Genomic DNA, 14,276 nt, shown 5'->3' on the forward strand with positions numbered 1-14,276 from the left:
CGAAAAGCTCTTTAACTGAAAAGTGATACGCGAATGATTAACCCTGTAGGCCTTCTGACATTTGGCTACGCTGGATAAGCTCAATCATATAGCCATCGGGATCTTTAACAAAGGCAATATGAGTCGTGCCTCCTTTTACCGGGCCAGGCTCACGAGTAACTAAACCACCGGCAGCTTTAATCGCGTCGCAAGTAGTATAAATATCATCAAACCCTAAAGCGATGTGCCCGTAACCGGTTCCCAGATCATATTCAGAAGTATCCCAGTTATAAGTAAGTTCGATGACAGCGCCTTGCGATTCATCGCCATAACCTACGAAGGCCAAAGTATATTTGTATTCGGCATTTTCACTTTTACGTAATAAGTCCATCCCTAAAACGTTAGTATAAAACTCGATTGATTTATCTAAGTCACCCACGCGAACCATGGTGTGTAATACTCTTCCGTTCGACATTGTATGCTCCATTATAGTTTTTGGAATTGATATGGTTTTTGTTGTTATTAGTATTCAGTTTTGTCTGAAAACTCACACAGATCTTCGATAATACAACTTCCGCATCTTGGTTTACGGGCTACGCAGGTATAGCGACCATGTAAAATTAACCAGTGATGAACATCAAGCTTAAACTCTTTGGGAATAACTTTGAGTAGCTTTTGTTCAACGTCATCCACGGTTTTTCCCATGGCAAGTTTTGTTCGATTTGATACACGGTAAATATGTGTGTCGACCGCAATTGTTGGCCAGCCAAATGCTGTATTAAGAACTACATTCGCTGTTTTTCGACCCACACCAGGTAGAGCTTCTAATGCAGCTCGGTCTTCAGGTACTTGGCTACCATGTAAATCAATTAACATTTTACAGGTTTTAATGGTATTTTCAGCTTTGGAGTTAAACAAACCAATCGTTTTGATGTATTGCTTTAATCCATCCACCCCAAGTGCCAAAATTGTTTCAGGTGTATTGGCGATAGGGTAGAGTTTATCGGTTGCTTTGTTGACGCTAACATCGGTTGCTTGAGCAGATAACAATACTGCAATTAATAGCTCAAAAGGTGATGACCAATTGAGTTCAGTTTGAGGGTTTGGATTATCTTCTCGTAACCGTTCAAGTATGATCCTACGTTTTTCATTATTCATTAATGACCTATCAAACTTTAGTGACGCGGGCGCGAGCAATTGTTGGTTTTTCCATTTTTGGCTGACGCATAGCAATATTTTTATCAATCACTTGTTTTAACGCGATTAAAAATCCAACGCCAATAAATGCTCCGGGTGGAAGTAGTGCCAATAAGAAACTGTTGTCGATATGAAAAAGCTCTACCCGTAATGCTAAAGCCCAATGACCGAGAAGTAAATCTGCTCCATCAAATAGAGTGCCTTGACCCATTATTTCACGTAATGCACCGAGTAACGTCAATACTGCTAGCATACCTAGACCCATCCAAAAACCATCAAGTGCGGCATTTTTAGGGCTATTTTTTGAGGCGTACGCTTCAGCGCGACCGATGATCACGCAGTTGGTCACGATTAATGGAATAAAAATGCCAAGCGAAAGGTATAACCCGTAAGCATAAGCGCTCATTAATAACTGCACACAAGTCACGACGGCTGCAATGATCATCACAAAGATAGGGATTCGAACATCTTTTGGTACATGGCTTCTTACTAAAGAGACAATGGTATTCGTACAAATTAGAACGAGCATAGTCGCAAGGCCTAAACCTAGCGCATTGGTAACGGTGGAAGAGACGGCGAGTAATGGGCATAAACCAAGCAGTTGTACTAATGCCGCATTGTTATCCCATAGGCCATTCTTCATGAGTTGTTTTTGTTCTGAAACAGATAGCTCCGAAGCTGAAGATTCGCTCGTGGTATCTTCTGTTATCTCTGTATTGAGTTCAGACATGTTAATCCTCACAATTTAAAGGTTGGTTTAGAATTGTGCTTTTGTTTTCTTTAAAATAAATCACGGTGTTTTTCACAGCTTTCACTACTGCTCTTGGTGTAATTGTCGCACCAGTGAATTGATCAAATTGGCCACCATCTTTACGAACGGCCCATTCCGATTGTTTATCATCGGTGATCGTTTTATGATCAAAGCTAAAGATCCAATTGCCTTTACGCACTTCAATTTTATCGCCAAGCCCTGGGGTTTCTTTATGCTCCAGTACTCGAGTGCTAATGACCGCACCATTGATATCGATACCAACGATGATTTTAATAGCACCATTATATCCATCCGGCGCGTAGGTTTCGATCGCAATAGCCGTTGGTTTTCCTTCTTTTGTTGCTAGATAAGCGGGTAAAGGCTTTGAAGTAACCGTGGTTTGCGAAGGTAGTAGCATACAGGACGAAAAGAGTAAATTATCATGAAATGTTTGTGGCACAACTTTGCTGAGAGTTTGTTGTAACTGAAGTTGCTGTTGTTGCTTGATAGTATCAGCGGTTACCCAATTGGTTACCGCTACTAGAGCGGTAGCGGCAATGGCAAACACCGCCAGGATCGCTCCATTTTTTTTCATGGCATTAAGCATTATTTTTACCTCTCATGCCCGTAAGTGCGTGGCTTCGTATAATAATCGATAAGCGGGACGGCCATGTTTGCGAGTAATATTGCGAACGCCACACCATCAGGAAAACCACCCCAAGAGCGAATTAAAAAGACCACTAAACCAATAAAAGCACCATAGAATAAGCGGCCTTTGGTGGTCGTTGAAGCGGTAATAGGATCTGTTGCGATGAAAAAGGCACACAGCATGGTGGCACCAGAAAATAGCTGTAGTAGCGGACTTGCCGTTGTTTCTGGTGCAAATAGGCTAGTGAATAAGCTGATAGCTAATAAACTTGTCAATACCGCCGTCGGTATTTGCCACTGGATGATACGCATTTTGAGCAATACAAGTCCACCTAATAAGAATGCAATATTAACCCATTGCCAACCTATCCCGAGTAAACCCGAATAAGGTGCTTGTTGCATAATTTCACTCGCTGTGTGACCGGCACGCATGGATGTTTTAAACGCATCTAAAGGTGTTGCCATCGTTACACCATCAATACCCGTGCGAACTTGTAGCAACGATAGCCCATCGCCATTATAGCCAGTGAAAATAAGCTTTAAGCAATCATCAAAATGCAAATGTAAGTGGCTCAATACTTCCGGTGCAACCCAACTGGTCATTTGTATCGGAAATGAAATGAGCAATACCACATAAGCCGCCATTGCTGGATTAAATAAATTTTGTCCAATCCCGCCGTAAAGGTGCTTACTGATGACAATAGCAAAAAATAAACCAATCGCCATTAACCACCAAGGCGATAGCGGAGGAATGGACACCGCTAATAGCATTCCGGTTACCATTGCGCTGTTATCTTTTAAAGCCGCAAGAGGAGAACGTTTGCGTAGTATCATGGTCGTGGCTTCAAATGCCCAAGCTAATACAATCGCAAATATCACCTGAATTAGCACACCATAACCAAAGAAATAGGTTTGAGCTGCAATCCCTGGCAATAGGCATATGGCAACCCACATCATGATATTGGATGTTTTACGTTTTATATGAACGTGAGGGGAGCTAGCAATAAAGAAAGACATTACTTCTTCTCCTGATTGTTTTTATCAATAAATACCGGGATATCAAACAGATCATCAAGGGATAAGTCAGTATCTTTATTAGATGCTTCATTGTTCTTATTTTCCTGCTCGATTTTTTCAGTACTAGATTTGTGGATTCCAGTTTCTTGCTGTGCTTTACGTGCTTTAGCTCGCGCAATGGCAGCGGCGACCGCAGGGTTTTTAGGCGTTGGTGTTACTTCTTCTTCTGTTGATTCTTGTGAGCTTTGGGTTTGAACGTCCTGATGTTCAGCCTCTTGCTGTGCCTTACGTGCTTTAGCTCGCGCAATGGCAGCGGCGACCGCAGGATTTTTAGGCGCTGGTGTTGCTTCTTCGACTGTTTCTTGTGAGCTTTGGGTTTGAACGTCCTGATGTTCAGCCTCTTGCTGTGCCTTACGTGCTTTAGCTCGCGCAATGGCAGCGGCGACCGCAGGATTTTTAGACGCTGGTGTTGCTTCTTCTGTTGATTCTTGTGTGCCTTGCGTTTGAATGTCCTGATGTTCAGATTCTTGCTGTGCCTTACGTGCTTTAGCTCGCGCAATGGCAGCGACGACCGCAGGGTTTTTAGGCGCTGGTGTTATTTCGTCGACAGTTTCTTGCGAGCTTTGCGTTTGAACATCCTGATGTTCAGTTTCTTGCTGTGCTTTACGTGCTTTAGCTCGCGCAATGGCAGCGGCGACCGCAGGATTTTTAGACGCTGGTGTTGCTTCTTCTGTTGATTCTTGTGTGCTTTGCGTTTGAATATTCTGATGTTCAGTTTCTTGCTGTGCTTTACGTGCTTTAGCTCGAGCAATCGCAGCGGCAACTGCTGCGTTTTTAGGTGTTGGCTTTTGCTCAGTAGCATCTGAAGTTTGTGCTGCTAGATCTTCAACGACCGTATTTCTATTTTCAGATCCGGCTTCTGCCTGTTGCTGAGCTTTTTTCTCTCGTGCTTGATGCTTACGTTCTTCACGTAGTTTCATCATTTCACTATTATCAGGCTCAGTTTTTCCTAATTTTGCTGCTTCGGCTTGTTTTGCTTTTGCGCGTGCAATGGCTGCAGCTACTGCTGGTTTAACGTGGGGCTTATCGGTTGTTTCAGCCGATTTTTGCGCTTTTACTCGAGCAATGGCAGCTGCAATAGCATCATCGCCACCGGTTTGCTTCATTTCTCCACGTCGTTTATCTGCCGCTTGTTTAAACCGGTTTTCACGCTCTTGTTTATCTCGATCTAGACGCTGTTGTCTTTCTTCAAAACGTTGTTTAGCGCGTTCGGCTTCTTTGGCCTCTTGATTACGAGTCCAAATTTCAGATTTTGCTTGGCGATAATACTGCACCAAAGGAATATCACTTGGGCAAACATAGGCGCAAGCACCACATTCTATACAATCAGATAAATGATATTCTTCACATTTTTCATAGTCTTGATCTTTGGCGTACCATTGTAATTGCTGTGGTAGTAATGATGCAGGGCAAACTTCAGCGCAAGCGGTACAGCGTATACAAGCCATTTCTTGTGATGGTGGAGCCAATTCTTTACGCTTTGGCGCTAAAATACAGTTTGTGATTTTAGTAATAGGAACGTTTGAACTTGGCAGAGTAAAGCCCATGAGAGGCCCACCCATAATTAAGCGAGGATGGCGCTTTTCTGCTTGGTAACCAAATTGCTCCAATAAAGAGTATATAGGTGTACCTAAACGTGCAAATACATTGCCTTTTTGGGCAAATGAATCTCCGGTTAAAGTTACCACTCGTTCTATTAATGGTTCACCATCGACGATAGCCCGTTTTATGGCAAAGGCCGTCCCTACATTTTGCATCAGAATACCAACGGCTGCTGAGTGCGCTTTGCTTGGGACTTCACGACCGGTCAATACTTTAATTAATTGTTTTGCGCCGCCAGATGGGTATTTTGTCGGGATCACTCTGATCACCAAATTGACATCTTTGGCGGCCCGTTCAAGTGCTGCAATGGCTTCTTTTTTATTATCTTCAATACCAATAATAGTGACTTCAGGCTTTAAAATATGCTGAATGACTTGAACGCCTTGAATGATCTCGTCAGCAAAGTCTTGCATTAAGCGGTCATCTGACGTGATGTAAGGTTCACATTCAGCGGCATTGATAATTAATATTTTTGTTTTGGCTAAGCCTGTATGCAATTTCCTTGCTGTTGGAAAACCGGCTCCGCCCATACCCGATATACCCGATTGACGAATTTTCTCGATCAAGACTTCAGAATCAATTTTTTGATAATCGGGGATGGCTTTCTTTTCAATCCAAGCATCAAGGCCATCCGGTTTAATGATAATACAGAGATCAGAGAGACCAGATGGATGAGCAATAATGCGTTTTTCTATTGCGATGACCGTACCTGAGGTTGGCGCATGAACAGGTACCATAAAAGCAAGGTTGGCTTGAGTAAGTTGCTGACCACGTAACACATGATCACCAATATTGACGCAGATATCACCAGGTCGGCCAATATGTTGCTTGAGTGGCAGAACGAATTCTTCAGCAAGCTCAGGATAGATCATTGGTGAATGTGAAGATTGAGCTTTATTTTCTGGTGGGTGAATGCCTCCGGGGAAATCCCAGAGTTGACCGTGACGAATTTGTTCAATTAAAGACGACATTATACTTCCTTCAATTCACGGTTTCTGATTTTGCGTTAACCGAATCAGGTGCTTGGGTATTTTTCTGACCAGAATTAGGTGTTAAATCGGTAATAACGGGAATGGTATTTAAATCCCACTTCCAAGTTTCAGGCGTGGTTTCAACTGGGATCATTTCAATACAATCCGTTGGGCAGGGCGCAACACAAAGATCACAGCCAGTACATTCACTTTTAATGACCGTGTGCATGGCTTTAGTGCCGCCAACAATGGCATCAACAGGGCAAGCTTGAATGCATTTTGTGCAGCCAATACACATATCTTCATGGATAAATGCGACTGTTTTGACGGCTTCTTCCACTTCACCAGCTTCAGATGGAACATCCACACCCATTAAATTTGCTAGTTTTTCAATTCCGGCTTGGCCACCTGGAGGGCACTTTGTTATCGCATCGCCATTAGCAATCGCTTCAGCATACGGACGGCAACCAGGATAACCACATTGCCCACATTGAGTTTGAGGTAAGATACTATCTATTTGATCGACAATGGGGTCGGCATCTACTTTAAAACGAATAGAAGCAAAACCTAAAATAACACCAAAAATAGCGGCCAAAACAGCAATGGCGGCTATTGCTATAACAATGGTACTCATTAATTACTTCACCAAGCCCGTAAAGCCCATAAAGGCAAGTGACATTAAACCTGCTGTGATCATTGCAATTGATGCACCTTTAAATGGAAGTGGAACATCTGCTGCGGCAATTCGTTCGCGCATTGAGGCAAATAAGATCAAAACAAGTGAGAAACCAACCGCAGCGCCAAAGCCATAAATGATTGATTCGATAAAATTGTGATTTTCATTGATATTTAATAAGGCGACACCTAACACGGCGCAGTTCGTGGTGATTAACGGTAAGAAAATGCCTAATAAACGATAAAGTGTTGGGCTGGTTTTATGCACCACCATTTCTGTAAACTGAACCACAAAGGCGATAACCAAGATGAAACTCATCGTTTGTAAGTATTCAATGCCTAATGGACGGAGAATATAGGTTTGAACTAAATACGAGCAAACTGAAGCAAGGGTTAGCACAAATGTGGTCGCGAGTCCCATTCCGATAGCGGTTTCGAGTTTTTTAGATACCCCCATGAATGGGCAGATACCTAAAAACTTGACGAGTACAAAATTGTTGACCAAGACGGTGCCAACAAGCAGAAGAAGGTAATCGGTCATATCGTCTCATTAGGTTGAAAGTGATCCCGATATTATCGTCATTTGTGACCTGAATAACAACCTACTGAAAATAGGTATTTAGGGTTTTGAAGTTATTTCTGTAAAGAAAAGCAGTATTTTATCAAAATTGCATAAAGCTTAAGCACGAAAAAGGCCGCATAAGTTTATTTATGCGGCCTTTTTCTAAAATTTGGCTCCCTGTGCAAGACTTGAACTTGCGACATACGGATTAACAGTCCGCCGTTCTACCAACTGAACTAACAGGGAATTATTTGACGCAGAGGATTCTATCGAGAGCCGATTTTAGTGTCAATCGATAAGGCAATAAAAAAGTTATTTATTTTATGTTTTTTAGCTTTACTTTTTTGTATCAATTGCGGCATATAGGCTAGGTGCACTTATCCACTAAATTTGTGGATAAGTGTGTGAGTTAATTCTGAGTAAATAATTGAACAATGCTGTATTGAAGAGTTGATGCTGCCATTTTTTAACTAATTAGCTGTTATATATAGATAATTATGATTTTTATTGAGATGTTCGGGCTGTTGATAATAAATGATGAAAAATTAAGATGTTAATAAAAATGGATAAAATACGTATTTTTGGGGAAAAGCAGTGGATGAAAAGGTACGGAATTTAACTTGAGTGAAACGCGAGGGACCAGAATCTTATCAGAATGAAATGTATTTCGCTAGAGATAAGAGCACTATTTTTTCAGCTAGTTTAAAGTAGATTATTGCGTGTTTTGAGAATGGAAGATTCACAAGTCAGTTATGTTTGGCTAAAGTAGGTCATCCAGATTTTTTGCTAGATGGTTATAAGCATATTGAGAGCATTATGAGTAAATTATACCAACTGAAATCCGCTTACCAACCAGCGGGAGATCAACCTGCTGCAATTGAACAGTTAACACAAGGTTTGGACTCCGGCTTAGCTCATCAAACTTTACTCGGTGTAACGGGCTCAGGGAAAACGTTTACGCTGGCGAATGTGATTGCTAACGCGCAAAGACCAACGATTGTATTAGCACCGAATAAAACACTAGCCGCTCAATTGTATGGTGAGATGAAAGCGTTTTTTCCAAATAATGCGGTGGAATATTTTGTCTCTTATTATGATTATTATCAGCCTGAGGCTTACGTGCCAACCACCGATACTTTCATCGAAAAAGATTCTTCTGTTAACGCGCATATCGAACAAATGCGGTTGTCGGCCACTAAATCTTTAATTGAGCGTAAAGATGCCATCATTGTTGCTTCTGTATCCGCAATTTATGGTTTGGGTGACCCGGATTCTTACTTAAAAATGATGCTACATATTCGTCGTGGAGATACTCTCGATCAAAGAGATATCATTCGCCGCCTAGCTGAATTGCAATATACTCGCAATGATATGATATTTGAACGTGGTAACTTTCGCGTACGTGGTGAAGTGGTTGATGTTTTTCCTGCTGATTCTGAGCATGATGCGGTGCGTATTGAAATGTTTGATGAAGAAGTGGAATGCATCAGTATTTTTGATCCGCTGACAGGCGCTATTAAACAGCGGGATATGGCGCGAGCTACGATTTATCCGAAAACGCACTATGTCACCCCACGTGAGAAAATTTTAGAAGCGATAGAAGAGATCAAAATTGAGCTAGTCGATCGTCAAAAGCATTTACGAGAAAATAATAAGCTAGTGGAAGATCAACGCATCACTCAGCGCACCCAGTTTGATATTGAAATGATGAATGAAATTGGCTTTTGTTCAGGTATTGAAAACTACTCACGTTATTTAAGTGGGCGTAAAGAGGGTGAGCCGCCTCCAACCTTATTTGATTATCTGCCAAAAGATGGTTTATTGATAATCGATGAATCTCACGTCACCGTGCCACAAATTGGCGCGATGTATAAAGGCGATCGTTCACGTAAAGAAACGTTAGTCGAGTTTGGTTTTCGTCTACCTTCCGCATTAGATAATCGGCCATTGCGCTTTGAAGAGTTCGAAGCATTGGCGCCGCAAACCATTTACGTGTCAGCCACACCAAGCCAATATGAACTAGATAAATCAGATGGTGATGTAGCTGAACAAGTGGTGCGTCCAACTGGATTACTCGATCCTGAAATTGAAGTTCGCCCTGTAGCGACTCAAGTGGATGATTTATTGTCGGAAATTCACAAACGTGTCGCGGTGAATGAACGTGTTTTGGTAACAACATTAACCAAACGTATGGCGGAAGACCTAACTGAATACTTGACCGAACATGATGTCAAAGTACGTTATCTTCATTCTGATATTGATACTGTTGAGCGAGTGGAGATTATCCGCGATCTGCGTCTCGGTGAATTTGATGTTCTGGTTGGCATTAACTTGTTGCGAGAAGGGTTGGATATGCCAGAAGTCTCTTTAGTCGCCATTTTGGATGCCGATAAAGAAGGTTTCTTACGCTCAGAGCGATCTTTAATCCAAACCATTGGCCGCGCTGCCCGTAATTTACAAGGTAAGGCGATTTTGTATGGTGATTCCATTACTAAATCAATGAAGAAAGCGATTGATGAAACGGAGCGCCGCCGTGCGAAACAGCATGATTATAATGAATCGATTGGTGCAACTCCCCAAGCGTTGAAGAAAAGCATCCAAGATATTATGGAGTTAAGTCATGTGGGGACGCGTAAAGGCAAAAAAGCCAGTAATGTTATTTCATTGTCGAAAGTGGCGGAACAAGCTGCTGAATATAAAGCTTTGTCACCGCAACAACTAGAGAAGCAAATCAGCAAGCTTGAAAATGAAATGTACCAGCATGCTCAGAACTTAGAGTTTGAACAAGCGGCCCATAAACGTGATGATATTGAAAAATTAAGAGCTCAGTTCATTGCTAATAGTTAATGACCGTAAACGTAAACATCGTGTTCACATGGATGCGAGTCACGATGTTTATACGGTATCGCGACGTTAGTTTATTGCAAAATGATTTTCTCAATCTCTTGCTGTAATTTTTTACGGTCGTGGCGCCATTCGTGGTTAGGTGACGCTAAATTTACTTCAATACATTGATAATTTGCTTTGAGCTCATCGCTAAAGTTTTCACCTAATAGAATATCCACCTTTCGACCATCACAGGCCCTTTGGCACCACTGAAGCCTTTTTTCGAGAGTCATCATCCCTGCAGGTCCATATTCATTATCGAGGTTATCGATAAAAATAACTTTGGCTTGGGTTTGTTCAGCAATTGCTTTGCCTAACTCTGGCAATAAAAGCGGCGGCATGATGCTAGTTAGAAAACTTCCGGGGCCGAGAATAATACAATTGGCTTTTTTAATAGCTTGAATGCCTTCATCGGTCGCTGGAACTTCTGGTTCTACATACAATCGCTGTAAAGGTTCGGACATATCGTCAACATTGGTTTCACCTCGAACCCATTTTCCAGAGATTGAAAGAGCAGTGAGATCGGCCGGATGTTCAGACATAGGAACAATATTCACTTCGACTTGCAGCATGTCGCGGATCAAATTAATCGCTTCAAGAGGCCGGATTGACAGATTACCTAATGCCGTTAGCATCAGATTGCCTAAATTATGTCCATTGAGTTCGCCTGCGCCACGAAAGCGATATTCAAACATCATTGAGCTTGTTGTCGGCTCTGTGATTAACTGATTAATGCAGTTACGAGTATCGCCCCAAGCAATTCCGCCTTGGCATTGTCGAATGCGACCCGTTGAACCGCCATTATCGGTTGTGGCGACAATACCTGTTGCGTTTGCCCCAAAATCTTTTAAAGCGGCTAATATTCGGCCTAAACCATGACCACCCCCAATCGCGACAACTTTGTTTTTTTTATGAATAGTCATAGAGAAATTCTTATGTGAAGTAGTACGTAATGGAAACAATAATTGAAATTATACTCATCTTATCGGAAGCTGCAGCGTTATTGGTTGCATCCACTCACCCGAATCAGTTTAAACACAAACGTATTGTTTATTCGTGTTTCTTTGATTTAGATTACTAAATATAACGGTCTTAGTCTGAAATGGGTATGGAAAAAATCACGTTTCTTGCGTAGACTTTACCAATATTATTATCAATTGATAATTCAGTAATGAAATTTCGATTGTTATGTCATAACTCCGAGCTTTAATCGCTAAGTTCATTCATTATTTGATCAATGTTGTTAACGCTATTCGAATAATGAAAGCTGAATAGGTTTTTAAAGCCAGTGGCAACAATTGTCACAAGGGTTTGTTTAGAAATGAGCATTCCTCCCGTATTTGGAAAGGTGTTTCGTGACCCAATTAGTGAATCAATATACTCCTCAAAAAAAGGAGGGTTTCCTAGACTCTCCGAATTCAGATTCTGCGGAATTTGTCGATAACTTCCAGCGTAAATTTTATTATTTGCGCTTGTCGATTACTGACGTCTGTAATTTCAAATGTACCTATTGCTTGCCCGATGGTTATCACCCAACAGGCCGTAAAAATTCGTCTTTTTTAAATCAAGCTGAGATCAAACGTGTTGTTAAAGCATTTGCTGATTGTGGAACGACAAAAGTACGTTTAACGGGTGGCGAACCAAGTCTACGCAAAGATTTTACCGATATTATTGGCAGTGTTGCTCAAACTCAAGGCATTGATAAAGTCGCGACTACCACGAATGGTTATCGTATGGCGAAGCAAGTCGATGGCTGGAAAGATGCCGGTCTTACTCATATTAATGTGAGTGTCGATAGTCTTGATCCTAAGTTATTTCATCAAATTACGGGTGAAAATAAATTCCATGATGTGATGAATGGTATTGAACGAGCATTTGAAATCGGTTATCAGCAAGTCAAAGTGAATGTGGTTTTGCTTAAACAACTTAATGGTCAATCGTTACCGAGCTTTCTTCATTGGATTAAAACCAGACCAATTCAATTACGTTTTATCGAATTGATGCAAACGGGCGAGATGGATTCCTTGTTTAAAGAGCAACATCAATCCGGTGTTAGTATCCGGAATCACTTGATTGCGAATGGTTGGTTACTCAAAATTAAAGAAGCCAACGACGGTCCTGCGCAAGTATTTGTTCATCCAGATTACCTTGGTGAAATAGGGCTCATTATGCCGTATGAGAAAGGCTTTTGTGAAACTTGCAACCGCCTGCGAATTTCAGCAATGGGTAAATTGCATTTGTGCTTATTTGGCGATCATGGCGTGGAGCTACGTGATTTACTTGAACAAGATCAGCAAGAAGATGCTTTGATTGAACGAATTCAAGGCGCTCTGAAAACGAAATCTGTCAGTCATTTTTTACAAGATGGTAATACGGGTATGACGCCTCATCTAGCCTCCATCGGTGGATAAATTTACTCTTCTTTTCTTTATATTTTTACGCTTATATTGGGTCGTTAAGTAATGATCATATATGAGTGTAGTGACAGGAATTTTAACGTGGAAAAATTTACACACATTAACGCTTCAGGTGAAGCTAATATGGTGGATGTATCTGCCAAGCAAGAAACGGTTCGTGAAGCTCGCGCAGAAGCATGGGTCAGTATGTCAGCAAAAACATTACAGCTAATTGTTTCGGGCGATCATCACAAGGGTGACGTTTTTGCCACTGCACGTATTGCAGGCATTCAAGCCGCAAAAAAAACGTGGGATTTGATCCCGCTCTGTCATCCATTATTGCTTACTAAAGTGGAGGTGCAGTTAGAAGCGTGTCCTGAGACCAACCAAGTAAGAATTGAGTCTGTTTGTAAGTTAGCTGGAAAAACTGGCGTGGAGATGGAAGCGTTAACGGCTGCATCCGTTGCTGCATTAACGATTTATGACATGTGTAAAGCGGTACAAAAAGATATCGTCATTGGTAATATTCGTTTACTTGAAAAAACCGGTGGAAAGTCGGGTCATTTTAAAGCGCTATAGGAAAATTTTTAATATGATTAAAGTATTATTTTTTGCTCAAACTCGTGAGCAAATTGGTGAAGATAGTATTCATGTCGATGCCAATAATATTACTGCTGATGCATTGCGTGAACAGCTTTGTCAAAAGGGCGGTCAATGGCAACAAGCTCTACAAGCAGGTAAGCTGTTAGTAGCGATTAACCAAGATCTCGTTTCGATGGAAGCGCTGGTAAAATCGGGTGATGAGGTGGCTTTTTTCCCACCGGTGACCGGAGGTTAAGATGAGTGATTTAAATGCATTTGAAATGGTCTCTGTTCCTTATGATGATTTTGATGTTGGTAAGGAATACGCTCAGTTGGCTCAAGGAACTCAAGCGGGCGCGGTCGTAACGTTTGTTGGTAAAGTTCGAGATATGAATTTAGGCGATGATGTGACAGGCCTGAGTTTAGAACATTATCCAGGTATGACAGAACGCTCATTGATTAATATTTGTGAGCAAGCCAAGCAACGTTGGCCGTTATTGAACATTCGTGTGATTCATCGTGTGGGCGAGTTAGATTTAGGTGACCAAATTGTGTTTGTCGGTGTATCAAGTGCACATCGAAGTGCGGCATTTGAAGCATGTGAATTCGTGATGGATTACTTAAAAACACAAGCGCCATTTTGGAAAAAAGAACGCACAGGTGACGGTGCTCGTTGGTTAGAGTCAAGAGATTGTGATGCCAAAGCAGCCGAGCGTTGGTCAAAGTAAATAAATGATGAGCTAGTTAAAAACTGCTGAAAATTAAGCAAATAAAAGCCTCTGGTTGTTTTGAAGTGACCCCCAATAGTTGGACAACCAACATTGGGGGTTATTTATGTCTAAATACATCAGAGAATTAAAACTCTGCATCGCACAACGCTGTCTTGATGGCGAATCTTCCGGAACTCTTGCAAAAGAGTTCTCTATTCCCGCTCGCCAAATTCGTTATTG

15 protein-coding genes, 1 tRNA gene and 1 riboswitch are annotated in these 14,276 nt (G+C 41.6%); of the genes, 6 read left to right on the forward strand and 10 right to left on the reverse strand.

All coding sequences use genetic code 11. The features are described 5' to 3' along the window. Positions 1-37: 37 nt before the first annotated feature. The 9 genes from gloA to FH976_RS13450 all read right to left on the reverse strand — a co-directional run bounded on the left by gloA (position 38) and on the right by FH976_RS13450 (position 7,708). Positions 38-454 carry a lactoylglutathione lyase gene (gene gloA / locus FH976_RS13410; protein WP_194091348.1) on the reverse strand — a complete coding sequence of 139 codons (417 nt, stop codon included), beginning with the start codon at positions 452-454 and terminating at the stop codon, positions 38-40. Between the two features lie 47 nt (positions 455-501). Then, the gene (nth, locus tag FH976_RS13415) at positions 502-1,137 is read right to left on the reverse strand and encodes an endonuclease III (protein ID WP_194091349.1); all 636 of its coding nucleotides are present in this window, start codon (positions 1,135-1,137) and stop codon (positions 502-504) included. 10 nt (positions 1,138-1,147) lie between these two features. Beyond that, on the reverse strand, positions 1,148-1,906 hold the full coding sequence (locus FH976_RS13420; RefSeq protein ID WP_194091350.1) for an electron transport complex subunit E: 759 nt from the start codon (positions 1,904-1,906) through the stop codon (positions 1,148-1,150). Between the two features lies 1 nt (position 1,907). Beyond that, entirely contained in the window at positions 1,908-2,534 is a 627-nt protein-coding gene (rsxG, locus tag FH976_RS13425; RefSeq protein WP_194091351.1) for an electron transport complex subunit RsxG, read from the reverse strand. A 5-nt stretch (positions 2,535-2,539) separates the two neighbouring features. Next, positions 2,540-3,592, reverse strand: a complete 1,053-nt coding sequence (gene rsxD, locus FH976_RS13430) for an electron transport complex subunit RsxD (RefSeq protein ID WP_194091352.1) — start codon at positions 3,590-3,592, stop codon at positions 2,540-2,542. Continuing rightward, entirely contained in the window at positions 3,592-6,225 is a 2,634-nt protein-coding gene (gene rsxC, locus FH976_RS13435) for an electron transport complex subunit RsxC (protein ID WP_194091353.1), read from the reverse strand. The genes rsxD and rsxC overlap by 1 nt, the downstream gene beginning before the upstream one ends. Positions 6,226-6,235: 10 nt before the next feature. After that, on the reverse strand, positions 6,236-6,859 hold the full coding sequence (rsxB, locus tag FH976_RS13440) for an electron transport complex subunit RsxB (protein WP_194091354.1): 624 nt from the start codon (positions 6,857-6,859) through the stop codon (positions 6,236-6,238). A 3-nt stretch (positions 6,860-6,862) separates the two neighbouring features. Then, positions 6,863-7,441: an electron transport complex subunit RsxA gene (gene rsxA / locus FH976_RS13445; protein WP_194091355.1), complete on the reverse strand. Its 579-nt coding sequence runs from the start codon at positions 7,439-7,441 to the stop codon at positions 6,863-6,865. 191 nt (positions 7,442-7,632) lie between these two features. Beyond that, positions 7,633-7,708: transfer RNA gene (locus FH976_RS13450), tRNA-Asn, on the reverse strand. Positions 7,709-8,278: 570 nt separating this feature from the next. Here FH976_RS13450 and uvrB point away from each other — a divergent pair. Further along, entirely contained in the window at positions 8,279-10,309 is a 2,031-nt protein-coding gene (uvrB, locus tag FH976_RS13455) for an excinuclease ABC subunit UvrB (protein ID WP_194091356.1), read from the forward strand. A 71-nt stretch (positions 10,310-10,380) separates the two neighbouring features. On the opposite strand, the gene yvcK is transcribed toward uvrB, so the two are convergent. After that, positions 10,381-11,271, reverse strand: a complete 891-nt coding sequence (gene yvcK / locus FH976_RS13460) for a uridine diphosphate-N-acetylglucosamine-binding protein YvcK (protein ID WP_194091357.1) — start codon at positions 11,269-11,271, stop codon at positions 10,381-10,383. A gap of 29 nt (positions 11,272-11,300) precedes the next feature. Here yvcK and FH976_RS16075 point away from each other — a divergent pair, with 29 nt between their 5' ends. The 5 genes from FH976_RS16075 to moaE all read left to right on the forward strand — a co-directional run bounded on the left by FH976_RS16075 (position 11,301) and on the right by moaE (position 14,054). Continuing rightward, positions 11,301-11,429, forward strand: a complete 129-nt coding sequence (locus tag FH976_RS16075) for a hypothetical protein (protein WP_267463561.1) — start codon at positions 11,301-11,303, stop codon at positions 11,427-11,429. 104 nt (positions 11,430-11,533) lie between these two features. Further along, positions 11,534-11,715, forward strand: a riboswitch (molybdenum cofactor riboswitch). Further along, complete coding sequence (gene moaA / locus FH976_RS13465) at positions 11,704-12,759, forward strand: GTP 3',8-cyclase MoaA (protein ID WP_194091358.1); 1,056 nt, start codon at positions 11,704-11,706, stop codon at positions 12,757-12,759. (Overlaps the previous riboswitch by 12 nt.) Before the next feature lie 87 nt (positions 12,760-12,846). Then, positions 12,847-13,323, forward strand: a complete 477-nt coding sequence (gene moaC / locus FH976_RS13470; RefSeq protein ID WP_194091359.1) for a cyclic pyranopterin monophosphate synthase MoaC — start codon at positions 12,847-12,849, stop codon at positions 13,321-13,323. 13 nt (positions 13,324-13,336) lie between these two features. After that, a complete protein-coding gene (moaD, locus tag FH976_RS13475; protein WP_194091360.1) occupies positions 13,337-13,582 on the forward strand; it encodes a molybdopterin synthase sulfur carrier subunit in 246 nt (81 codons plus the stop codon). Between the two features lies 1 nt (position 13,583). Next, the gene (gene moaE, locus FH976_RS13480; protein ID WP_407701650.1) at positions 13,584-14,054 is read left to right on the forward strand and encodes a molybdopterin synthase catalytic subunit MoaE; all 471 of its coding nucleotides are present in this window, start codon (positions 13,584-13,586) and stop codon (positions 14,052-14,054) included. Positions 14,055-14,276: the final 222 nt, after the last annotated feature.

This window comes from Vibrio hibernica (genome assembly GCF_015223435.1).
GTDB lineage: Bacteria > Pseudomonadota > Gammaproteobacteria > Enterobacterales > Vibrionaceae > Vibrio > Vibrio hibernica.

Coding starts and splice junctions, on each gene's coding strand:
- rsxC (WP_194091353.1), bottom strand. CDS start 6,225: ATGTCGTCTTTAATTGAACAAATTCGTCACGGTCAACTCTGGGATTTC.
- moaD (WP_194091360.1), top strand. CDS start 13,337: ATGATTAAAGTATTATTTTTTGCTCAAACTCGTGAGCAAATTGGTGAA.
- nth (WP_194091349.1), bottom strand. CDS start 1,137: ATGAATAATGAAAAACGTAGGATCATACTTGAACGGTTACGAGAAGAT.
- uvrB (WP_194091356.1), top strand. CDS start 8,279: ATGAGTAAATTATACCAACTGAAATCCGCTTACCAACCAGCGGGAGAT.
- rsxD (WP_194091352.1), bottom strand. CDS start 3,592: ATGTCTTTCTTTATTGCTAGCTCCCCTCACGTTCATATAAAACGTAAA.
- yvcK (WP_194091357.1), bottom strand. CDS start 11,271: ATGACTATTCATAAAAAAAACAAAGTTGTCGCGATTGGGGGTGGTCAT.
- rsxG (WP_194091351.1), bottom strand. CDS start 2,534: ATGCTTAATGCCATGAAAAAAAATGGAGCGATCCTGGCGGTGTTTGCC.
- moaE (WP_407701650.1), top strand. CDS start 13,584: ATGAGTGATTTAAATGCATTTGAAATGGTCTCTGTTCCTTATGATGAT.
- gloA (WP_194091348.1), bottom strand. CDS start 454: ATGTCGAACGGAAGAGTATTACACACCATGGTTCGCGTGGGTGACTTA.
- rsxA (WP_194091355.1), bottom strand. CDS start 7,441: ATGACCGATTACCTTCTTCTGCTTGTTGGCACCGTCTTGGTCAACAAT.
- FH976_RS16075 (WP_267463561.1), top strand. CDS start 11,301: ATGGAAACAATAATTGAAATTATACTCATCTTATCGGAAGCTGCAGCG.
- rsxB (WP_194091354.1), bottom strand. CDS start 6,859: ATGAGTACCATTGTTATAGCAATAGCCGCCATTGCTGTTTTGGCCGCT.
- FH976_RS13420 (WP_194091350.1), bottom strand. CDS start 1,906: ATGTCTGAACTCAATACAGAGATAACAGAAGATACCACGAGCGAATCT.